The sequence below is a fragment of the Jatrophihabitans fulvus genome (assembly GCF_054781375.1).
On sequence record NZ_BAAGUN010000003.1, the window covers coordinates 277,253 to 298,545 of the forward strand.

23 protein-coding genes are annotated in these 21,293 nt (G+C 72.7%); 13 read left to right on the forward strand and 10 right to left on the reverse strand.

What is annotated here, in order from left to right:
* The first annotated feature begins 98 nt into the window (after positions 1-98).
* Positions 99-1,526 (forward strand): M1 family metallopeptidase, encoded by a 1,428-nt coding sequence (locus tag ACYVP9_RS13240; RefSeq protein ID WP_460605340.1) that lies wholly within the window; start codon positions 99-101, stop codon positions 1,524-1,526.
* Between the two features lie 12 nt (positions 1,527-1,538).
* Here the strand turns inward: ACYVP9_RS13240 and ACYVP9_RS13245 are convergent, their stop codons facing one another.
* The 4 genes from ACYVP9_RS13245 to ACYVP9_RS13260 form a co-directional block, all read right to left on the reverse strand.
* Positions 1,539-1,910 (reverse strand): VOC family protein, encoded by a 372-nt coding sequence (locus ACYVP9_RS13245; protein ID WP_460605341.1) that lies wholly within the window; start codon positions 1,908-1,910, stop codon positions 1,539-1,541.
* A gap of 28 nt (positions 1,911-1,938) precedes the next feature.
* A complete protein-coding gene (locus tag ACYVP9_RS13250) occupies positions 1,939-3,078 on the reverse strand; it encodes a CaiB/BaiF CoA transferase family protein (protein WP_460605342.1) in 1,140 nt (379 codons plus the stop codon).
* 112 nt (positions 3,079-3,190) lie between these two features.
* Complete coding sequence (locus tag ACYVP9_RS13255) at positions 3,191-5,353, reverse strand: fatty acid oxidation complex subunit alpha FadB (protein ID WP_460605343.1); 2,163 nt, start codon at positions 5,351-5,353, stop codon at positions 3,191-3,193.
* Complete coding sequence (locus tag ACYVP9_RS13260) at positions 5,353-6,567, reverse strand: acetyl-CoA acetyltransferase (RefSeq protein WP_460605344.1); 1,215 nt, start codon at positions 6,565-6,567, stop codon at positions 5,353-5,355. The genes ACYVP9_RS13255 and ACYVP9_RS13260 overlap by 1 nt, the downstream gene beginning before the upstream one ends.
* Positions 6,568-6,695: 128 nt before the next feature.
* Here ACYVP9_RS13260 and ACYVP9_RS13265 point away from each other — a divergent pair, with 128 nt between their 5' ends.
* On the forward strand, positions 6,696-7,433 hold the full coding sequence (locus ACYVP9_RS13265; protein WP_460605345.1) for a MerR family transcriptional regulator: 738 nt from the start codon (positions 6,696-6,698) through the stop codon (positions 7,431-7,433).
* A gap of 26 nt (positions 7,434-7,459) precedes the next feature.
* Here the strand turns inward: ACYVP9_RS13265 and ACYVP9_RS13270 are convergent, their stop codons facing one another.
* From ACYVP9_RS13270 to ACYVP9_RS13285, 4 genes are all read right to left on the reverse strand, one after another.
* A complete protein-coding gene (locus ACYVP9_RS13270; RefSeq protein ID WP_460605346.1) occupies positions 7,460-8,302 on the reverse strand; it encodes a class I SAM-dependent methyltransferase in 843 nt (280 codons plus the stop codon).
* A 124-nt stretch (positions 8,303-8,426) separates the two neighbouring features.
* The gene (locus ACYVP9_RS13275) at positions 8,427-9,521 is read right to left on the reverse strand and encodes an alpha/beta fold hydrolase (protein ID WP_460605347.1); all 1,095 of its coding nucleotides are present in this window, start codon (positions 9,519-9,521) and stop codon (positions 8,427-8,429) included.
* Positions 9,522-9,562: 41 nt separating this feature from the next.
* Positions 9,563-10,153: a DUF3515 family protein gene (locus ACYVP9_RS13280; protein ID WP_460605532.1), complete on the reverse strand. Its 591-nt coding sequence runs from the start codon at positions 10,151-10,153 to the stop codon at positions 9,563-9,565.
* A 21-nt stretch (positions 10,154-10,174) separates the two neighbouring features.
* Entirely contained in the window at positions 10,175-10,429 is a 255-nt protein-coding gene (locus ACYVP9_RS13285) for an Lrp/AsnC ligand binding domain-containing protein (protein WP_460605348.1), read from the reverse strand.
* Between the two features lie 73 nt (positions 10,430-10,502).
* Here ACYVP9_RS13285 and ACYVP9_RS13290 point away from each other — a divergent pair, with 73 nt between their 5' ends.
* Complete coding sequence (locus ACYVP9_RS13290; RefSeq protein WP_460605349.1) at positions 10,503-11,459, forward strand: thiamine-phosphate kinase; 957 nt, start codon at positions 10,503-10,505, stop codon at positions 11,457-11,459.
* A gap of 19 nt (positions 11,460-11,478) precedes the next feature.
* Positions 11,479-11,952 carry a GNAT family N-acetyltransferase gene (locus ACYVP9_RS13295; protein WP_460605350.1) on the forward strand — a complete coding sequence of 158 codons (474 nt, stop codon included), beginning with the start codon at positions 11,479-11,481 and terminating at the stop codon, positions 11,950-11,952.
* Positions 11,953-12,020: 68 nt separating this feature from the next.
* Here the strand turns inward: ACYVP9_RS13295 and rpmB are convergent, their stop codons facing one another.
* Complete coding sequence (rpmB, locus tag ACYVP9_RS13300) at positions 12,021-12,209, reverse strand: large ribosomal subunit protein bL28 (RefSeq protein WP_460605351.1); 189 nt, start codon at positions 12,207-12,209, stop codon at positions 12,021-12,023.
* A gap of 153 nt (positions 12,210-12,362) precedes the next feature.
* On the opposite strand from rpmB, the gene ACYVP9_RS13305 reads away from it, so the two are divergent.
* The 9 genes from ACYVP9_RS13305 (at position 12,363) to mutM (ending at position 20,567) form a co-directional block, all read left to right on the forward strand.
* On the forward strand, positions 12,363-14,021 hold the full coding sequence (locus ACYVP9_RS13305) for a DAK2 domain-containing protein (protein ID WP_460605352.1): 1,659 nt from the start codon (positions 12,363-12,365) through the stop codon (positions 14,019-14,021).
* Positions 14,021-16,189, forward strand: coding sequence for an ATP-dependent DNA helicase RecG (recG, locus tag ACYVP9_RS13310; protein WP_460605353.1), 2,169 nt, complete (start codon positions 14,021-14,023; stop codon positions 16,187-16,189). Before ACYVP9_RS13305 ends, recG begins: the two co-directional genes overlap by 1 nt.
* On the forward strand, positions 16,186-16,731 hold the full coding sequence (gene rsmD / locus ACYVP9_RS13315) for an RsmD family RNA methyltransferase (RefSeq protein WP_460605354.1): 546 nt from the start codon (positions 16,186-16,188) through the stop codon (positions 16,729-16,731). The genes recG and rsmD overlap by 4 nt, the downstream gene beginning before the upstream one ends.
* Complete coding sequence (gene coaD, locus ACYVP9_RS13320) at positions 16,728-17,243, forward strand: pantetheine-phosphate adenylyltransferase (protein WP_460605355.1); 516 nt, start codon at positions 16,728-16,730, stop codon at positions 17,241-17,243. Before rsmD ends, coaD begins: the two co-directional genes overlap by 4 nt.
* A 25-nt stretch (positions 17,244-17,268) precedes the next feature.
* Positions 17,269-18,024 carry a hypothetical protein gene (locus ACYVP9_RS13325; protein ID WP_460605357.1) on the forward strand — a complete coding sequence of 252 codons (756 nt, stop codon included), beginning with the start codon at positions 17,269-17,271 and terminating at the stop codon, positions 18,022-18,024.
* A 71-nt stretch (positions 18,025-18,095) separates the two neighbouring features.
* Positions 18,096-18,719 carry a YceD family protein gene (locus tag ACYVP9_RS13330; RefSeq protein ID WP_460605358.1) on the forward strand — a complete coding sequence of 208 codons (624 nt, stop codon included), beginning with the start codon at positions 18,096-18,098 and terminating at the stop codon, positions 18,717-18,719.
* A gap of 2 nt (positions 18,720-18,721) precedes the next feature.
* Positions 18,722-18,901 carry a large ribosomal subunit protein bL32 gene (gene rpmF / locus ACYVP9_RS13335; protein ID WP_460605359.1) on the forward strand — a complete coding sequence of 60 codons (180 nt, stop codon included), beginning with the start codon at positions 18,722-18,724 and terminating at the stop codon, positions 18,899-18,901.
* A 31-nt stretch (positions 18,902-18,932) separates the two neighbouring features.
* On the forward strand, positions 18,933-19,664 hold the full coding sequence (rnc, locus tag ACYVP9_RS13340) for a ribonuclease III family protein (RefSeq protein ID WP_460605360.1): 732 nt from the start codon (positions 18,933-18,935) through the stop codon (positions 19,662-19,664).
* Between the two features lie 15 nt (positions 19,665-19,679).
* Entirely contained in the window at positions 19,680-20,567 is an 888-nt protein-coding gene (gene mutM / locus ACYVP9_RS13345) for an Fpg/Nei family DNA glycosylase (RefSeq protein WP_460605361.1), read from the forward strand.
* Here the strand turns inward: mutM and ACYVP9_RS13350 are convergent.
* The gene (locus tag ACYVP9_RS13350; RefSeq protein WP_460605362.1) at positions 20,509-21,285 is read right to left on the reverse strand and encodes a YoaK family protein; all 777 of its coding nucleotides are present in this window, start codon (positions 21,283-21,285) and stop codon (positions 20,509-20,511) included. The two genes, mutM and ACYVP9_RS13350, sit on opposite strands and share 59 nt — an antisense overlap.
* Positions 21,286-21,293: the final 8 nt, after the last annotated feature.

Sequence of the window (21,293 nt, forward strand, 5' to 3'; positions counted from 1 at the left end):
CTGGGTCGGCACGTCCGCGAGCCTACGGACGCCGTACCGGGTGTTTCTGTCAGAAGCATGTGCGAAGGTGGTGCGTACCCGAAGAAGAGGAGCAGAACGTGACATTTCGTCCGTCCGGCATCGTGGCCGGAGCGCTCGCCGGGGTTCTCGCGGTGGGGTTGGCGGCTGCCGGGCCGTCCGATGCCGCGCCCCGCACACCCGCCGCCGTCAAGTACACGCCCGGCGCCTCCGGCATCGGCGACCCGTACTTCCCGCTGCTCGGCAACGGCGGGTTCGACGTCCGCCACTACGGGCTGTTCATGAACTACACACCGCGCACGAAGAAGCTCGTCGCGACCGCGCTGGTGTACGCCCGCGCGACGCAGAACCTCTCACGCTTCGACCTCGACTACTCCGGCCCGAAGATCAGCTCGGTGCGGGTGAACGACCGCGCCGCCCGCTTCTCCCGGCCCGGTCCCGAGCTGCGCATCACGCCGAAGCAGGGGCTGCGCAAGGGCAGCGACTTCGTCGTCCGCGTCCGCTACGCGGGCACCCCGAAGACCATCAAGGGCTCGCCCATCGTGTTCGGGTCCGACTACGGGTGGCAGTACACGAAGGACGGGTCCTTCGTCGGCGACGAGCCCAACGGCGCGCGCACCTGGTTCCCGAGCAGCGACCACCCGAGCGACAAGGCCACGTTCTCCTTCCACGTGACCGTGCCGAAGGGCAAGCAGGTCGTCGCCAACGGCGACCGGGTCGCCACGACCCGCCGCGCGGCCTCCACGACGTTCGTGTGGCGCGAGACCAAGCCGATGGCCACCTATCTCGCCACCGTCGACATCGGCAACTGGAACTACCGCACCGGCAGGACGCCGGGCGGCATCCGCCAGCTGCAGGCCACCGACCCGACCCACCGCGAAGCGGTCGCCCGCATCTTCCGCCAGACCGGCCGCATCACCGACTTCTGGGCGAAGACGTTCGGGCGCTACCCGTTCACGTCCACCGGCGCCATCGTCGACGACGTGCCCGACGTCGGGTTCTCGCTCGAGACGCAGACCCGTCCGCTCTACGGCTTCGCCGCCGATCAGGGGACGATCGCGCACGAGCTCGCGCACCAGTGGTTCGGTGACAGCGTCTCGGTCCGCACCTGGCGCGACATCTGGCTGAACGAGGGCTTCGCGACCTTCGCCGCGGCCTACTGGAGCGAGCACATCGGCGGCGCGAACACCTACGACCACTTCAAGGCCGAGTGGCAGCAGGTGCCGGCCTCCAGTTCGTTCTGGAAGCAGTCCATCCGTGATCCGAAGCGCGACACGATGTTCTCGGCCGCGGTCTACGAGCGGGGCGGCATGACCCTCGCCGCTCTGCGCAAGAAGATCGGCGACGCCGACTTCTTCCGGCTCCTGCGCACCTGGACGTCGCAGCACCGCTACGGCAACGCGACCACGTCCCAGTTCACGGCGCTGGCCGAGAAGGTGTCGGGCCGGCAGCTCGACGCGTTCTTCCGCACGTGGCTGGTCACGCAGTCGAAGCCGGCGACCTTCTGACCCGCGTCCGGGTCAGGACGGCTGCGTCAGCTGCTGCACGTTCCAGGCGTTGCCGTCGGGGTCCTTGAAGTAGACGAAGCGGCCCCAGGGCAGGTCCTCGACCTCACTGACGGGGGCGCCGCGCGCGCTGAGTTCGGCGTGCGCGGCGTCCGCGTCGGCCACGATGAGCTGCAGCCCCTCGAGCGAGCCAGGCGCCATCGTCGTCAGGCCCTCGCCGATGCAGATCGAGCATCCCGACCCGGGCGGGGTGAGCTGCACGAACCGCAGGTTGTCGTCGACACGTTCGTCGTGATCGGCGGTGAAACCGATCTTGTCGACGTAGAACTCCTTCGCCGCGTCGACATCGGTCACGGGCACGCAGATCAGTTCCAGCCGGTAGTCCATGGCTGGACGGTAACGCCGTGCCCGAGGCTCAGACGATCGCGCCGGCCTCGCGCAGCTGCGCCAGGTCGGCGTCGTCGTAACCGAGCTCGCCCAGCACGGACGCCGAGTCGGCCCCGGACCGCGGCACCGTGCCGGCCTCACCGGGGGTGCGCGAGAACTTCGGCGCGGGCGCCGGCACGGTCGCACCGGCCACGTCGGTGAACGACCCGCGGGCGACGTTGTGCGGGTGCTCCTGCGCCTCGGCCAGCGTCAGCACCGGTGCCACGCAGGCGTCGAGCGGCGCGAACAGCTCGGCCCACTCGTCGCGGGTGCGGGTCAGGAAGGTCTCGGTGAGCCAGGCGCGGCAGGCCTTCCACTCCTTCGGGTCGTAGGGACCCGGCGTGCCCTCGACCTCGCGGCCGAGCGTGGTCACCAACGCCTCCCAGAACTGCGGTTCGAGCGCGCCGACGGCGACCCACCTGCCGTCCGAGGTCTCGTAGCAGCGGTAGTTCGGCGAGCCGCCGTCGAGCAGGTTCGCCTCGCGGCGGTCCTGCCAGACCCCCATGCCGGCCATGACGCGGGTCATCGTGCCGAGGTAGGCGGCGCCCTCGGTCATGGCGACGTCGACGACCTGGCCCTCGCCGCTCGCCCGCGCGTGCAGGATCCCGGCCAGCAGCCCGGTGGCCAGGAACATCGAGCCGCCGCCGAAGTCGGCCACGTAGTTCACCGGCGGCACGGGCGGGCCGTCCTTCGGGCCGATGCCGTGCAGCAACCCGGTGACCGCGAGGTAGGTCAGGTCGTGCCCGGCGGTGGCCGAGAGCGGGCCGTGCTGCCCCCACCCGGTCATGCGGCCGTACACCAGCTTCGGGTTGCGGGCCAACGCCTCGTCCGGTCCGACGCCGAGCCGCTCGGCGACCCCGGGACGGAACCCCTCGATCAGCGCGTCCGCGCGCTCGACGAGTCGCAGCACGACCTCGGCGCCACCGGGCTTGCGCAGGTCGAGTCCGAGCGAGCGCCGGCCCCGTCCCATCGCGGTCGTCGTCATGATCGAGCCGAGGTCGCCGCCGCCGGACAACCGGTCGATGCGGATCACCTCGGCCCCCAGGTCGGCCAGCAGCATGCCGAGCATGGGAACGGGTCCGATGGCGGGCAGTTCGACGACGCGCACACCCTCGAGCGGTCCGGGCACTCTCACTCACCTTCTCCTGAAACGAGTCGAGTGGCGCGGAACCGCGTCAGTGGCGCGAAATATCGCGCCACTGACGCGGAAACCGCGCCACTCAACGTGGGCTGGGGCCGGACTAGAAGGTCTCGCCCTTGTCGGCCTTGTCGCGCAGCAGCTGGTTCGGCTCGAAGCGCTCACCGAACTGCTTGGTCAACTGCTCGGCCCGCTGGACGAAGGCGGCGACGCCGTGTCCGGTCGAGCCCTCGTAACCGTTGATGTACTGCAGCACGCCACCGGTCCACGGCGGGAACCCGATGCCCATGATCGAGCCGATGTTGGCGTCGGCCGTCGTGATGAGCACGCCCTCGTCGACGCAGCGCGCCGTCTCGATCGCCTCGATCACGAGCATGCGCTCGCCCAGCTCGTGGATGTCGACGTCGGCCGGGTTGCCCTTCACCGGGAAGTGCTCGGCCAGACCCGGCCAGAGACCCGTCCGCTTGCCGTTCTCGTCGTAGTCGAAGAAGCCGGCGCCCTTGAGGCGGCCCGGACGGCCGAGCTCGACCATCTTCTCGACGATGTCCTCGGCGGGGTGGCGGACGTAGCCGTCACCCATCGCCTCACGGGTCTCGTTGCGGATCTTGAGGAACAGCTCGAGGTTGAGCTCGTCGGCCAGCTGCAGCGCGCCGACCGGGTACCCGGCCTGCGTGGTCGCCTGCTCGATCGACTGCGGGTGCACCCCCTCGCCGAGCATCGCCAGCGCCTCGTTCACGAAGGTGCCGATGACCCGCGAGGTGAAGAAGCCGCGACTGTCGTTGACGACGATCGGGGTCTTCTTGATCAGCTGCGAGTAGTCGAGCGCGCGGGCCAGCGCCTCGTCGGACGTCTGCTCGCCGCGGATGATCTCCAGCAGTGGCATCTTGTCGACCGGCGAGAAGAAGTGCAGGCCGATGAAGTCCTGCTTGCGCTGCACGCCCTCGGCGAGCCCGGTGATGGGCAGCGTCGAGGTGTTCGACCCGAGCAGGGCGTCGGCGTCGACGACCTTCTCGACCTCGGCGAAGACCTCGTGCTTGAGCGAGACCTTCTCGAACACGGCCTCGACGACGAGGTCGCAGCCGGCGAGATCGGCGTAGTCGGCGGACGGCGTGATGCGCGCCAGCACCTCGTCGGCCTTCTCCTGCGCCATCTTGCCGCGGGAGACGGCCTTGTCGAGCAGCTTCTGCGAGTAGCCCTTGCCCTTCTCGGCCGCCTCGAGCGAGATGTCCTTGAGCACGACCGGGACGCCGTTGCGGGCGGTGACGTAGGCGATGCCGGCGCCCATCATGCCCGCGCCGAGCACGGCCACCTTGGTGGGCAGGCGCTTCTCGAACCCGTCCGGACGCGACCCGCCGCCGTTGATCGAGTTCAGGTCGAACCAGAACGCCTGGATCATGTTCTTCGCGACCTGGCCCTTGGCGAGGTTCACGAAGTAGCGGCCCTCGATCTTCAGCGCGGTGTCGAAGTCGACGGTCGCACCCTCGACGGCGGCGCACGCGATGTGGTGCGGGGCCGGCATCGGGGCGCCCTTGAGCTGCTTCTTCAGGTTGCCCGGGATGGCCGGCAGCATGCCGCCCAGCTTCGGGCTCGTGGGCGCGCCGCCGGGCATGCGGTAACCCTTGGCGTCCCACGGCTGCGTGGTCTCGGGGTTGGCCTTGATCCACTCGCGGGCCTTCGCCAGCAGCTCCTCGGGGGACGCGGCGATCTCGTCGACGAGGCCGACCTCGAGGGCCTGCGCGACCTTGTAGCGGGTGCCCTGGACGAGCACCTTCATCAGGCCGTCGAAGACGCCGAGCAGGCGGACGACGCGGGTGACGCCGCCGGCGCCCGGCAGCAGGCCGAGGGTGACCTCGGGCAGGCCGAACTGCGCCTTCGGGTTGTCGAGCGCGATGCGCCGGTTGCAGGCGAGCGCGATCTCGAGACCGCCGCCGAGCGCGGCGCCGTTCAGCGCGGCGACGGTCGGCTTGCCGAGCTTCTCGAAGCGGCGGAAGTCGGCCTTGATGCGCTCGACGCCCGCGGCGAACTCGGCCGCGTTCTCGTCGGTGACCTGGATGAGCGTCTTCAGGTCACCGCCGGCGAAGAAGGTGTCCTTGGCGGACGTCACGATGACGCCGGTCAGGCCCTCCTCCTTCTCCAGCCGGTCGACGACCTCGGACAGCGACGCGCGGAACGCGTCGTTCATCGTGTTCGCCCGCGCGTTCGGGTCGTCGAGGGTGAGGGTGACGATGCCCTCGTCGTCCTTCTCGTACTTGATGACGTCCGCCATTACTTGACACGCTCCACGATCGTGGCGACGCCCATACCGCCGCCGATGCACAGGGTGGCCAGGCCGTAGCGCAGGTCGCGCTCCTCGAGCTCGTCGACGAGCGTGCCGAGGATCATCGCGCCGGTCGCGCCGAGCGGGTGGCCGAGGGCGATCGCGCCGCCGTTCACGTTCATCTTCTCGTGCGGCACGTTCAGGTCCTTCATGAACTTCATGACGACGGCGGCGAACGCCTCGTTGAGCTCCCACAGGTCGATGTCGTCGACCGTGAGGCCCGCCTTGGCCAGCGCCTTCTGCGCGGCCGGCGTCGGGCCGGTCAGCATGATCGTGGGCTCGGAGCCGACGACGCCGACCGACACGATGCGCGCCCGCGGGGTGAGGCCGTTGGCCTCGCCGCCCTTCTCGGAGCCGACGACGACCAGGCCGGCGCCGTCGACGATGCCCGAGCTGTTGCCCGGCGTGTGCACGTGGTTGAGCTTCTCGACCCAGTGGTACTTCTGCAGCGCCACGGCGTCGAAGCCGCCCATCTCGGCGAGCCCGGCGAACGAGGGCTTGAGGCTGCCGAGCGACTCGACCGTGGTGCCCGCCCGCGGGAACTCGTCGTGGTCGAGCACGACCTGGCCGTTGATGTCGACGACCGGGACGATCGACTTGTCGAACTTGCCGTTCGCGATCGCCTTCGCGGCGCGGTCCTGCGACTCGGCGGCGTAGGTGTCGACGTCGGTGCGGCTGAAGCCCTCGATGGTGGCGATCAGGTCGGCGCTGATGCCCTGGGGCACGAAGCTGGTGTCGTACGCGGTCTCGGGGTCCTGCGCCCAGGCGCCGCCGTCGGAGGCCATCGGCACGCGCGACATCGACTCGACGCCGCCGGCGAGGATGAGGTCCTCCCACCCGGAGCGGACCTTCTGGGCGGCGACGTTCACGGCCTCGAGGCCGGACGCGCAGAAGCGGTTGAGCTGGAAGCCGGGGCCCGAGTTCTCGTAGCCCGCGACGAGCGCAGCGGTGCGGGCGATGTCGGAGCCCTGCTCACCCACGGGGGAGACGCAGCCCAGGATGATGTCCTCCACCGCCTGGGGGTCGAGGCCGGGGTTGCGCTTGCGCACCTCGTCGAGCAGGCCCACGACCAGTGAGACCGGCTTGGTGCCGTGCAGGGATCCGGTGTTCTTGCCGCGTCCGCGCGGCGTGCGCAACGCGTCGAAGACGAATGCTTCGGTCATGACCGCTGTCGTCCTTCCAGATACGTGAGGGGATGGAGCGCCGAGGGAATCATGCCAGTCTTACTGTCACAGTCCCCGAGTGCCAGTGATTGTGGTGTGGAGAACCCGTGCGTCTACAGTCCTCGCTCATGAGCGCCGACGTCGCGTCCGAGGCGGACGGTGCCGTCGGTGCTGCCGGTGCGCTCACGGTCGACGAGCTCGCGGCTCGCACGGGCCTGACCGTACGCACGGTGCGCTTCTACGCAAGCGAGGGGTTGCTGCCGGCTCCCGAGCGCCGCGGCCGTATCGCCTACTACGACGCGCGGCACCGCATGCGTCTCGACCTCATCCGCACCTTGCAGGAGCACGGGTACACGCTGGCCGCCATCGAGCGGGTGCTGCAGCGCATCCCGCACGACGCCGCCCCGGCGGAGTACGCGCTGCAGGCGGCGGTTCTCGCGCCGTGGCTGCCCGACCAGACCGAGGTGCTCGACCGGGCCACCCTCGAGCGCCGGGTCGGACGGCCGCTGGACCAGCAGCAGCTCGACTTCCTCGCCTCGGTGCAGGCGCTGGTCCGCCTCGACGACGACACCTACCGGGCCTCGCCGGCGCTGCTCGGGCACGCTGTCGAACTGCTGGCCCTGCCGGTGCCGCACGACGTGCTCACCGACTCCGCCGCGCTCATCGAGAAGCACGCGACCGAGGTGGCCGAGGGGCTCACCGAGATCTTCGCCCGGGCCATCTGGGGTCCCTACCAGCGCGGCGAGATCGACAACGAGCACGTGCTGGCGATGCTCGAACGCATGCGTCCGCTGGCGTTGCAGGGGCTGGTGGGCGCCTTCACCGCCGCGGTCGACAACGCCGCGCGCCGCCGCCTCGAGTCGTGACCCGGGACGGCGGCGGCTGCGGTTGATCAGGCGCGGCGCGCCGTGACCAACAGGTACTCCCACTGCATCGGGCCGTCGTCCGCGCCGTGCTCGCGCGCGAGCTCCAGCATCGCGGTGGACAGTTCCGCGCGGCGCTCCGGATCGTCCGCCAGGCCGCGGAACGCCGCGATGGTCGGCCCGTAGCACTCACGGAAGAACGTCACGAACTGCTCGGCGGACGTGAACCGGTCGATGCGCAGCGTCTCGCGGCGGGTGTCGAGGTCGGTGACGCGGTCGCCGAGCAGGCCGCGCACGTGCTGCTCGTCGCCCCACAGCGGACCCGGCGTCGCCCCGGGCGGCGGGGCGGGCACGAACGGCTTCATCGTCGCGAACAGCCGTCCGATGAAGCCCCCCGGCGTCCAGTTGGCGAGTGCGAGCGTCCCGCCCGGACGGCAGACCCGCAGCAGCTCGTCCGCCACCGGCTGGTGGAAGGGCGCGAACATGACGCCGACGCACGACATGACGACGTCGAACGACGCGTCCGCGAACGGCAGGTGCTCGGCGTCGGCGACGCGCCAGGTCAGCGACAGGCCCTCGGCCTCGGCACGCTCGCGCCCGATCGCGAGCAGGGGCGGGGTGAGGTCCGACGCCGTCACCTCGGCCCCCGCGCGGGCGGCGGGCAGGGCGGCGTTGCCGGAGCCGGCGGCGACGTCGAGGACGGTGCGGCCGGCCCCCGCCCCCGCGGCGTCGGCGAGCCGCCGGCCCAGGGCGGGGATCACCTCGGCCGCGACGGCGTCGTAGTCGCCGAGCGACCAGACCGCGCGGTGCTTGGTCTTGATCTCGTCGAGCGCGGTGTCGGGCAGGTCTGCGGTGGGTTCGGTGATGCTCATCTGGTCCTCCGTGGGTCGACTGGCTGTCGACGAGGACGCTAGGAACGATCGACCCCGTCGCGCGTCGGTGCGCACGCGTAGATCGCGCCCGCCGCGGACACCGGGGCGGCGGCGGGTACGCAGGTCAGCGGGCGACGGCGTCCGCGCCGGTGAGCAACCGGGCGACGGCGGCGGTGCGGGCCGTGCCGCCGCGCACGCCGAGCTTCGCGTACACGTTCTGCAGGTGCCGCTCGACCGTGCGCACGCTCAGGCTCAACGCCCGCGCGATCTCGTCGTTGTCGTGCCCCTGCGCTGCCTGGCCGAGCACGTCCAGCTCGCGGGAGGTGAGCACGTCCGCGAGGGACCGGCGGTGCTCCGGCACCACGACGCGGTCGGGGTCGAGGAACCGTCCGACCTCGTCGACGAAGACCTGCCACGCCGGTTCGTGCGCGAGCACGATGTGGTTGTCGCTTTCGAGCGGCACGAGCCGCGCGCCGCGGACGGCCGATGCGAGGTGCGTGGCGTGACCGAAGTGGTTCATCCGGTCGCGCAGGCTGTGCAGCACGAGGGTCGGAACATCCAACTCGCTGAGCAGCTCACTGGCCGAGGTCGCCGCGCGCTGCCGCCGCGCGACGACGGCGGTCTCGGCGGACGTCGCGTGGCGCATGAGGTCGTCGAGCCAGCTCTTCTGCTCCTCGCTGGCAGTGGGGATGAACTGCGACGTGAACACCCGCCGGAACGTCGAGTCCGGACGGGCCCACCCGGCCCGGATCAGCGTCTCGAACGCGGTCTCGAGTTCGAGATCGTGCTCGGTCTCGTCGCGGCGGGGATCGGCGTAGCTGCCGTAGAACGCCAGCCGCGTCACGCGCTCGGGGTGCCGGTGCGCGTAGGTGATCGCGACGGGCCCGCCCTGCGCCATGGCCATCAGCGCGAACCGGTCGAAGCCCGCGGCATCGGCCACCGCCTCGAGGTCGCCGAGACGTGCCTCGAGGTCGTGCGCGGTCACGTCGCGTTGCGAGAGCCCGTGGCCGCGCTCGTCGAAGCGGACGACCGTGGCGATCCGTCCGATGGCGGTGAGGAAGTGGCGCCACACCGGGCTGTCCCAGTCGTGCTGCAGGTGGCTCAGCCAGCAGGTCGACACCAGCAGCGGCGGCCCGGAGCCGTGCTGGGCCCACGCGATGCGTACGCCGTCGGGCGCGGTGCAGAACCGCACCTGCTGCGCGGAGCCCCCGGTCGGCATCGTTCGATGTTAGAACCGCCCGCGGCCGTCCGGACAGGGCTTCACTTGCGGCGGGTGCAGAGCTTGTCGACGTCCGGGGTGGTCGCGTCGGTCGTGCACACCGCGGGCAGCGCCTTGGCGATGGCGGCCGCGAGCGGCGGCATGATGTCGCCGCCCTGGTATTGCGTCGGGATCGTCACCGAGATGTAGGCGGCCCGGTCGATGGACGTCCAGACGTTGCCGTCCTTGCTGCTGGTGACGAAGAAGTACGGGCCCTTCAGGCTGCCCGCGTTCTGCGCCACCTCGTCCGACCCGGCCTTCAGCGCGGCCGGCCGGGCGACCCCGCAGCGGAAGACCACGGGCGGCGATCCCCAGGCGGTGACGAAGGGGCTGTCGGGCTTGGTGCGCACGATGCGCGGCGTCTTGCCGTCGAGGGTGACCGGCAGTTGTGCGAGCACCTTGGAGCACGGCGCGGCGTCGACGTCCGCCCGCGGGGGAGCGGAGTACGACAGCGCCCCGCGGGCGTCCGGTGTCTCGCTCGGATCGGGGTCGCTGACTCCGGTCACGCTGCCGATGACGAGCGCGACGATGACGACGAGCGGGACGGTGACCGCGGTGGCGATGAGCGCCGCGCGGCGGACGACGGGGTCGATCGGAACTGCTCCTGACGGAAGTTACAGGCGGACGACCGGGCAGGTCAGCGTGCGCGTGATGCCGTCGACCGACTGCACGTTGGACACCACCAGTTTGCCCAGCTCGTCGACCGTCTCGGCCTCGGCCCGCACGATCACGTCGTAGGGGCCGGTGACGTCCTCGGACGTCGTCACCCCGGCGAGCTCGGAGATCGCGCTGGCGACGGACGCCGCCTTGCCGACCTCGGTCTGGATCAGGATGTACGCGCTGACGCTCACGACGCTGTGGCTCCTCATACTCGACGGACGGCTCGGGGTTCTCGGCGAGCCGCCCGCGGCGGGCGGCCCGCGGCCCGGTAGAACGTATCCGATGAGCACCCCCAGCGACGCAACGACGGTCTCCGAGGCCGGGGAGTTCGGCGTCATCGCCCGGGTGGTGGCGGGGCTCGAGACCGTGCCCTCGACGCTGATCGGCCCCGGTGACGACGCCGCGGTGGTGGCGACGCCCGACGGCCGCGTGGTCGCGTCCACCGACATGCTCGTCGAGAACCGGCACTTCCGCCGCGACTGGTCCGCCGCCGAGGACGTCGGCCACAAGGCCGCGGCGCGCGCCTTCAGCGACATCGCCGCCATGGGTGCCGTGCCGACCGCGCTGCTGGTGGCGTTCGGCGCGCCGGGCGAGCTCGAGCTGAGCTGGGTCGACGGCGTGGTCACCGGCCTGCGGGACGAGTGCGCGGCCGTCGAGGCGGCCGTCGTCGGCGGTGACGTCACCGCCGCCGACCAGGTCACCCTGGCGCTGACCGCGCTCGGTGACCTGCGGGGCATCGAGCCGGTCACCCTGGCCGGGGCGCGTCCCGGAGACCTGGTGGCGGTGTGCGGACGGCTCGGCTGGGCCGCGGCCGGGTACGCGGTGCTCGCCCGCGGCTTCCGCTCGCCCGTCGCCGTCGTGGCCGCCCACCGGCGTCCGGAGCCGCCGTACTTCGAGGGCCCGCGGGCCGCGGCGATGGGTGCGACGGCCATGACGGACGTCAGCGACGGGCTCGTGGCCGACCTCGGCCACATCGCGTCCGCCAGCGGCGTCCGCATCGAGGTGCGGGCCGAGGCGGTCGGCATCCCGAACCGGCTCGCCGAGGTGGGCGCGGCCCTCAACGTCGACCCCGCGGTCTGGGTACTGACCGGCGGCGACGACTACGCGCTCGCGGCCACCTTCCCGAAGGGCACCGACCTGCCCGACCCGTGGCGCGTCGTCGGCACGGTCACCGAGGGCGAGGGCGTCCGGGTCGACGGCCGCCGCTGGCCGGTGGGCGGCCACGAGCACTTCCGGTAGGCCGTCCTACCGTGAGGGGGTGGACCTCGTGATCGAACCCCGCCCCTACACCGACGCGGACGTCGTCCGCCTCGTCGCCGAGGTGCAGGCGGTGTACGTCGAGATGTACGGCGGTCCGGACGAGGCCGTGGTCACCGACGACGAGTTCGTGCTGCCGAACGGCGAGCTGCTCGTGGCGCTGGTCGAGGGCGAACCGGTCGCGATGGGTGGCTGGCGACGCCTGGACGCGGGCACGGCCGAGATCAAGCGCATGTACACCTCGCCCGGGATGCAGCGTCAGGGCATCGGACGGCGGATGCTGCGCGCCGTCGAGGCGTCGGCGCGGGCGGCGGGCATCGACGAGCTGGTGCTGAACACCGGACCGCACCAGGACGCCGCCATCGAGCTCTACAAGGTCGAGGGGTATGCGCCGTCCGCCCCGTTCGGGCACTACGCGGACTTCGGGGAGGCGCTGTTCTTCGCCAAGGACCTCGCGCCGCTCGAGGTGTCCTGACGTGCGACGAGCCCGCCCCCGGCGGGGACGGGCTCGGTGCGGTGGTGCGGGTGGTGCGGCGGATCAGGTCAGCGGGTGACCTTGCCGGCCTTCAGGCAGGACGTGCACACGTTGATGCGGCGCCGGGTGCCCGGGGCGACCTGGGCACGCACGGTCTGCACGTTCGGGTTCCACCGGCGCGGGGTGCGGCGGTGCGAGTGGGACACCGACATGCCGAAACCCGGCCCCTTGCCGCAGACGTCGCAGGTGCTGGCCACAGGAACTCCTCGGTCGATCAGATCGGAATGCTGCCCGTGCGGGCGGCGGTCGTCGCCGCGCTGGGCGCGGCCGCCTCCGGGCAACCGTGCGAGTCTATCGGCTGCACGACGGCCCCTCCAAACCGGTGGGCCCGCGGCCAGTATGGTGCGGCCGTGTCGGAGGTCTCGGACGGGCTGCAGGACGGTGGCGCGCCGTCCGCTCCGGACCCCGTCCTCGACGCGGCGGCCGTCCGGCGGTGGAGCCGCATCGGCCTCGAACGGCTGGCCGCGCACCGCGGCGAGATCGACGCGCTCAACGTCTTCCCGGTGGCCGACGCCGACACCGGCAGCAACCTGCTGCAGACCCTGCGCGCCGCCGACGACGAGCTCACCCGCACCACCGGCGACGGGGCCACCGCGGCCGACGCGCTGGCCGCGATGGCCTCCGGCGCGGCGTGGGGCGCGGTCGGCAACTCCGGTTTCATCGTGTCCCAGGTGCTGCGCGGCCTCGCCGACACGGCCGGCGGGCGGGCGGAACTGTCCGGCCCCGCCCTCGCCGACGGCCTGCGGGCCGGGGCGGCGGCCGCCCACTCGGCCGTCGTCACGCCGGTCGAGGGGACGGTGCTCACCGTCGCCCGCGCCGCGGCGGTCGCCGGCGCCGAGGTCGCCGACGACGGTGTGGTCGCCGTCGCCGAGGCCGCCCGTGCCGCCGCCGAGACGGCGCTCGGCCACACCACCGGCCAGCTGGCCGACCTCGCCGCCCACGGTGTCGTCGACGCCGGCGGGCGCGGTTACGTCGTGCTGCTCGACGCGCTGGTCCGGGCGCTCACGGGCACCGGGTCGGCGCTGCGGCCGGTGTCGGCACCCGCCGCGCCGGTCGCGCCCGCCCCGCCGTCCGGTTACGCCTACGAGGTGCAGTACCGCCTGCAGGCCCCGTCCGAGCGCATCGAGCCGCTGCGGGCGCGGCTGTCGGCGATCGGCGACTCGGTCGCCGTCGTCCCGCTCGACACCCCGGGCACGCCCGGGTCCGGCGTCACGTCCGGGTGGAAGGTGCACGTGCACCTCGACGACGTCGGCGCAGCCATCGAGGCCGGGGTCGCCGCGGGGCGTCCGCACGACATCGCCGTCGTCGGCCTCGGCGGCGACACCGGCGCCGACTGCGCCGCCCACCGCGGCACCGCCGTCGTCGCCGTCGTGCCCGGCGCCGGTCTCGCGCACCTGTTCGGCACCGAGGGGGTCGAGACCCTCGACGGGTCCGGCGACGAACCACCGTCCGCCGCCGACCTGGTCGCCGCCATCCGGGCCACCCGCGCCCGCGAGATCGTCCTGCTGCCGAACGCGTCCGTGGCCACGGGCGTGGCCGAGGCGGCCGCCGCCGGCGCGCGGCGCGAGGGACTGCGGGTCGCGGTCGTGCCCACCCGCTCGCCGGTGCAGGGGCTGGCCGCCATCGCCGTGCACGACGCCGACCGTCCGTTCGACGACGACGTCGTCGCGATGGCCGAGGCCGCCGCGGCGACCCGGTTCGCCGAGGTCGTCACCGCCGAGCAGGAGGCGCTGACGAGCGTCGGACGCTGCCTGCCCGGCGACGTGCTCGGGCTCATCGACGGCGAGGTCGTCGAGATCGGCCGCGGCACCCTCGCCGTCGCCTTCGTGCTGGTCGACCGGCTGCTCGGCGTCGGGGCCGAGCTCATGACGATCGTCGTGGGCGAGGGCGCCCACCGCCGCGCGGGCGAGCTGGTCGAGGCGCACATCCGCGGCCGGGCCCCGCTGGTCGACGTCACCGTCTACGCCGGCGGGCAGCCCGACCATCCGCTGATCATCGGGGCCGAGTGATGCCCGGCCTCGACGACCGCCTCGACATCGTGCTCGGCGACCGCACCGCCAAGCCCCTCGACAAGGCGTTCGGCATGCGGACGGTCCGCGACCTGCTCGGCCACTACCCGCGTCGCCTGGCCGAGCGCGGCGAGCTCACCGACATCGCGTCCCTGCAGGTCGACGACGAGGTCACCGTCGTCGCCGAGGTGCGCAGCGCCGAGGAGAAGTTCGGGCGGACGAAGAACAGCGCCCGCCTCGAGGTGATCGTGAGCGACGGCAAGGCCAGCCTGCAGCTGGTGTTCTTCGGCAGGGGCCGGCACATCGCGAAGAAGTCACTGACCCCGGGGCGCCGGGGGCTGTTCGCGGGCACCGTCGGCCAGTTCAACCGCACCCGGCAGCTCGTGCACCCGGAGTACCGGCTGCTCGAGAGTGACGATCCCGACGACCTGGGGCGTTTCGCGGGGGCGTTCATCCCGATCTACCCGGCGACGAAGAACGTCCGCACGTGGCAGATCGGCAACGCGGTCGACGCCGCGCTGCGGGTGCTCGACCCCGTGCCCGACCCGCTGGACGCCGAGGTCCGCAAGCGCCGCGGGCTGCTGTCGCTCGACGCCGCCCTGCGCGCGATCCACCAGCCCGAGGACTACGGCCACTGGACGGCGGCCAAGAAGCGGCTGGCCTGGGACGAGGCGCTGGGCGTGCAGCTGGCGCTCGCGCAGCGCCGGCACCGCGCCGCGGCCCGCCCGGCCACGCCCCGTCCGCCCCGTCCGGGTGGGCTGCTCGACGCGTTCGAGGCGCAGCTGCCGTTCGAGCTGACGGCCGGGCAGCGCGACGTCGGGCTGCAGCTGTCGGCCGAGCTGGCGGGCACCCGTCCGATGCACCGGCTGTTGCAGGGCGAGGTCGGCTCGGGCAAGACGATCGTCGCGCTGCGGGCGATGCTGCAGGCGGTCGACAGCGGGGGACAGGCCGCCCTGCTGGCGCCGACCGAGGTGCTGGCCTCGCAGCACGCCCGCACCATCGAGAGCATGCTCGGCCCGCTCGCCCGGGGCGGTCAGCTCGGCGGCGCCGACACCGCGACCCGGGTGGTGCTGCTCACCGGTTCGCTGCCGGCGGCGGCCCGCAAAACGGCACTGCTCGACGCCGCGAGCGGCGCGGCCGGCATCGTCGTCGGCACGCACGCGCTCATCCAGCAGCACGTGCAGTTCGCCGACCTCGCGCTGGTCGTCGTCGACGAGCAGCACCGTTTCGGCGTCGAGCAGCGCGACGCGCTGCGGGAGAAGGCGGCCACGCCGCCGCACGTGCTCGTCATGACGGCCACGCCGATCCCGCGCACCGTCGCGATGACCGTCTTCGGCGACCTCGAGACGTCGACGCTCTCGGAGCTGCCGCGCGGACGTTCGCCGATCGCCACGAGCGTCGTGCCGGCGACGGAGCGTCCGGCGTGGCTCGACCGGGCGTGGCAGCGCATCCGCGAGGAGGTCGCAGCCGGCCGGCAGGCCTACATCGTGTGCCCGCGCATCGGTGAGGACGCCTCGGACGAGGACGCCGCCGGCGGTGCGGACGACGGCCGCCGTCCGCCCCTGGCCGTCGCCGACGTCGCTCCGATGCTGGCGGACGGTCCGCTGGCCGGCCTGCGGCTCGGCGTGCTGCACGGCCGGTTGCACCCGGACGAGAAGGACCGCGTCATGCGCGCCTTCGCCGACGGCGAGCTCGACGTGCTCGTCGCCACCACCGTGATCGAGGTCGGCGTCGACGTGCCCAACGCGACCGTCATGGCCGTCCTCGACGCCGACCGCTTCGGCGTCTCGCAGCTGCACCAGCTGCGCGGCCGCGTCGGACGCGGCGGCCACGCCGGTCTCTGCCTGCTCGTCACCGACGCGCCGCCCGGCACCCCCGCGCGGGAGCGGCTGGACGCCGTCGCCGCCACCACGGACGGGTTCGAGCTCGCCCGCCTCGACGTCGAGCAGCGTCACGAGGGTGACGTGCTCGGCGCCGCGCAGTCGGGCCGCCGCCGCCGGCTGCAGCTGCTCTCGCTGTTGCGCGACGAGCAGCTCATCGTCACCGCGCGCACCGAGGCCGGCGACCTCGTCGCCGCCGACCCGGAACTCGACGGACACCCGCTGCTCGCCGCCCAGGTCGCGTCCCTGCTCGACGACGAGCAGGCCGAGTACCTCGAGAAGGCATGACGCGGATCATCGCCGGCCTCGCGAAGGGTCGGCGACTGCAGGTGCCCGACGACGGCACGCGCCCGACGTCCGACCGGGCGCGGGAAGGGCTGTTCAACACGCTGGCCGGCCGCATCGACCTGGAGGGCGCCCGCGTCCTCGACCTGTACGCCGGCACCGGCGCGGTGGGGCTCGAGGCGCTGTCACGCGGCGCCGCCTCGGTGGTGCTCGTCGAGTCCGACCGGCGCGCCGTCGCCGTGCTGCGCCGCAACGTCGGGACCGTCGGCCTGACCGGCGCCCGGGTCGAGCACCGCCCCGTCGCCGCGGCGCTCGCCGACGCGTCCGGCCCGTTCGATCTCGTGTTCGCCGACCCCCCGTACGCGCTGGACGACGAGACCCTCGCGGCCGTCCTCCAGGCCGCCGGACGGCTCCTCGCCGAAGGGGGTGTGATCGTCGTCGAACGGTCCGCGCGCGGCCCCGAACCGCGCTGGCCCGACTGCGTCACACCGCTGTCGCAGAAGCGCTACGGGGAGGCCGTGCTTTGGTACGGTCGCGCCCGATGAAGCCCCCCGAGGAAGGCGGCACCGCGAAGGTCCGCCGCGCGCTGTGTCCCGGCTCGTTCGACCCGGTGACGAACGGCCACATCGACATCATCGGCCGCACCGCCAGCCTGTACGACGAGGTCGTGGTGGCGGTGTTCGTCAACCAGAGCAAGACCGGCCTGTTCGGCGTCGACGAGCGCCGCGACATGCTCGCCGAGGTGACGACCGAGTTCCCCAACGTCACGATCGACACCTTCGAGGGCCTGGTCGTCGACTACTGCCGCGACCACGACATCCCGGTGATCGTGAAGGGCCTGCGCGCCGTCAGCGACTTCGACTACGAGCTGCAGATGGCGCAGATGAACCGGGGTCTCGCCGGGGTCGACACGCTGTTCATGCCGACCAACCCGGAATACAGCTTCCTTGCCTCTAGCCTGGTGAAGGAGATCGCGAAGTGGGGTGGCGACGTCTCGTCGCTCGTCCCCGCGAACGTTCTCAAACGGCTGGAGGAGCGCGCCCGCGGCACCGCGTAGGCGCGGTGAGAAGGGGGCGCGTCCCATGACCGACGAGGCCCTGCGCCGAGCCGACCTGCTGCTCAGCGAACTGATCGAGATCGTCGAGACAGCTCGCGCGCTGCCGATGTCGTCCTCGTGCGTGCTGCCGCGCGAGCGCCTGCTCGACCTGCTCGACGAGCTGCGCGAGGTGATGCCGCCCGAGATGGACGAGGCACGCACCGTCATCGCCCGCCGCGACCGCATGCTGCAGGAGGCCTACGAGGCCGCCGCCGCGACCCGCGCCCAGGGTGTGACCGAGGCCGACGCCGTCCTGGCCGACGCCGCGATCCGCGTCGAGCAGCTGACCGAGCAGGCCGCGCGCGAGGCCGAGGACCAGCTGCGTGCCGCCCGTGAGGAGCACGGCCGACTGGTCGCGTCCACCACCGTGCACCAGGCGGCCGCCCAGGCCGCCGCCGCGCTGCGCGAGGACGCCGAGCGCTACCAGCAGCAGGTCACGGCCGACGCCCACCAGTACGACGCGAAGGTCCGCGCCGACGCCGACCGCTATGCCCACCGCGCCCGCACCGAGGCCGAGCGCTACGCCACCAAGCTGACCGTCGACGCCGAGGACTACGCCGAGCGCACCCTGGACGAGCTCTCGGCCGTCCTGCACCGCTCGGCACAGACCGCCGAGCAGGGTCGAGCGGCCCTCGCCCAGCGCCGCGCGGGCAGTTTCGCGGAGGACGACCGGGCCGTGTCCGGCCGCAGCGGCGACGACGTCACGGGCGCCGACGACGGCCCTGCGGCGCTGTCCGCCTGAGGCGATTCGGGCCTCGGGCCGTCGTCGGCTAGTCTGGACGACGGCCTCATCCCGATCGGGCCGACCATCGCATGCCTGAGAACACCACACCGAACGCTCCCGCGCCCCGCGCCGCGAGTCCACGCAGCCTGTTCGTCTTCGACCTGCGTGAACTCGGCCGACGTCCCGGTTCCCTGCGCGAGTACCGGCGTGATGTTCCCGCGCCTGCGGGGCTCGGCCTGGACGTCATCGGGGTGCCGGAAGGCGCCCCGCTCGACCTGGAGCTCCGGCTCGAGTCGGTCACCGAGGGCGTGCTCGTCACCGGGTACGTCGTCGCACCGCTCACCGGCCAGTGCGCGCGGTGCCTCGACCCGGTGTCCCAGGAGCTCGAGGTGGACGTCCAGGAGTTGTTCGCCTACGCGGACAGCGCGACGGACTCCACCACCGAGCAGGACGAGGTCTTCCGGGTCGGTGTCGGCGGATCGGACGATCTGCTCGACGTCGAGCCGGTGGTGCGTGACGCGGTGGTGTTGGCGCTGCCGTGGACGCCGCTGTGCCGGCCGGACTGCGCCGGGCTGTGCCCCGACTGCGGGCAACGGCTCGACGACCTGCCGGCCGGGCACGCGCACGATCAGATCGACCCGAGGTGGGCGGCCCTGGCCGGCCACCTCGAGCAGGACAGCACCACCGACAGCACCACCGACACTCAGGAGTAGACATGGCCGTCCCGAAGCGGAAGATGTCGCGCAGCAACACCCGCTCGCGCCGTTCGCAGTGGAAGACCACGCCGACGACCCTCGTCCGCTGCCCCAACCGGGCCTGCAACGAGCTGAAGCTGCCCCACACGGCGTGCGCCAACTGCGGTCAGTACGCCGGCAAGCAGGTGCTGTCCGTCTGACGGGCACCGTCGCGTCAGTGACAGGCAGCCCGTGACCGCCACGCAGCCCGCCGAGGCCGGCGGGCTCGCCCGCGCGCTCGGGGTCGAGATCGACCCCGGGCTTCTGCAGCGCGCGCTCACGCACCGCTCCTACGCCTACGAGCACGGCGGGCTGCCCCACAACGAACGGCTCGAGTTCCTCGGCGACGCGGTGCTCGGCATCGTCGTCACCGACGCGCTCTACCGCGGGCACCCCGACCTGCCCGAGGGCAAGCTCGCGAAGCTGCGCGCGTCGGTCGTGAACATGCGCGCCCTCGCCTCGGTGGCACGTGGCATCGGCGACGAGGGTGGCCTGGGCGCCTACGTGTTGCTGGGCCGCGGCGAGGAAGCGACCGGCGGACGGGACAAGACCAGCATCCTCGCCGACACGCTGGAAGCGGTGTTCGGAGCCGTCTACGTCGACCTCGGTCTCGACGTGGCCTCGAGGGTCATCCACGACCTGATGGACGGTCTGCTCGAGTCGGCCGCTGCCGCCGGGGCCGGGCTCGACTGGAAGACCAGCCTGCAGGAACTCACGGCCGAGCGCGGCCTGGGTGTGCCGGAGTACGTCATGAGCTCGGACGGCCCGGACCACGAGAAGATCTTCACCGCCCGGGCGCAGGTCGCGGGCGAGCTGTTCGACGCCTCGAGCGGCCGCAGCAAGAAGGAAGCCGAGCAGCTGGCCGCCGAGACGGCGTGGCGCAGCATCAACGCCCGCACCGACAGCGCGCCCGCCGACGCCTGAGCGCGTCCCCCTGCCGTGCCCGAACTCCCCGAGGTCGAGACCGTCCGCGACGGCCTCGCGCGCTGGGTCACCGGCCGCGTCGTCGCCGGCGTCGAGATCACCCATCCGCGCTCGATCCGCCGGCATCTGCCCGGGGCCGAGGACCTCGCCGCGCGGGTGCGGGGGGCGCAGTTCGCGTCCGTGGCGCGCCGCGGCAAGTTCCTCTGGCTGCCGCTGTCCGACCCCTCCGGAACGCCCCGCGACGAGGCGCTCATCGGCCACCTGGGCATGTCGGGCCAGCTGCTGGTGCAGCCGCCGGACGCACCGGACGAGAAGCATCTGCACGTGCGCATCCGCTTCGCCGACGGCGGACCCGAGCTGCGCTTCGTCGACCAGCGCACCTTCGGCGGCGTGCTGGTCGACCGCCTCGTCGCCACCGTCGACGTGCCGGGGGAGACGGTGCCGGGCCAGCTGGCCCACATCGCCCGCGACCCGCTCGACCCCGCCTTCGACGAGGCGCTGTTCCGCCGGCGGCTGCGCACCCGCACCAGCGCGATCAAGCGGGCGCTGCTCGACCAGACCCTCGTGTCGGGCATCGGCAACATCTACGCGGACGAGTCCCTCTGGCGCGCCCGCGTGCACGGCGAGCGTCCGGCCTCCCGGCTGCCGTCGGGCGTCGTGACCGAGCTGCTGGGTCACGTGCGCGAGGTGCTGCGCGACGCCATCCGTGCCGGCGGCACGTCGTTCGACGCCCTCTACGTCAACGTCAACGGCCAGAGCGGGTACTTCGATCGCGCGCTGTCGGCCTACGGGCAGGAGGGACGGCCGTGCCCGCGCTGCGGCACGCCGATCCGGCGCTCCAGCTTCACGAACCGGTCGAGCTTCTGGTGCCCGCGCTGCCAGCGTCCGCCGCGCGCCTCCTGAGCGTCACAACCGCCAGCACCAACCCGACCGGCACCAGCTGGATCGCCGGCACGACCGGTGCCGCCCACCGCACCAGTGCGGCACCGGCCGCCGCTCCCGCGATCAGCCCGAGCAGGATCGTCACCGAGTGCCCGACGGCCCGGACGCCCTTGCCCGACACCAGCCGGATCATCACCGTCGTGAACGTGCCGGTCAGGTAGGTCGTCGACAGCCCCGACACCCCGAAGCGCTGGATCGCGCTGCTCTGCAGGCCGAGCGCGAGGGCATTGACCGCCAGCAGCGGCAGGTAGGCGCCCTCCGGCGGATCCGCGGCCAGCGACCACCAGACGATCGCGAACGCCGCGAAGAGGCCGAACTCGACGGTCAGGGCGCGGGTGACGGCGTGCGGCCAGACCGGGTCGCCGGGATCGGGGTTGCCCGCCACGCGGGCGCCGAGTGCGGCGCCCAGACCGAAGGACGCGATCGCCACCGCCGTGAGCAGCACACCCTCGAGGTCCCCGTCGGACGCGCTCATCCCGAACAGGACCATGTTGCCGGTCATGACGCTGGTGAACGCGCTGCCGAGGGCGAGGAAGCCGATGGCGTCGGTGGCGCCGCTGCACACGGCGAGCACGACGACGAGCCGGTCGCGCAGGACCGCGCCGATCGGGCCCGGTCGGTGAGCGACGGTCGCGGTCTCGGACGAGACGGGGGAGGAGACGGGGGAGGAGCGGTCCACGACCGTCC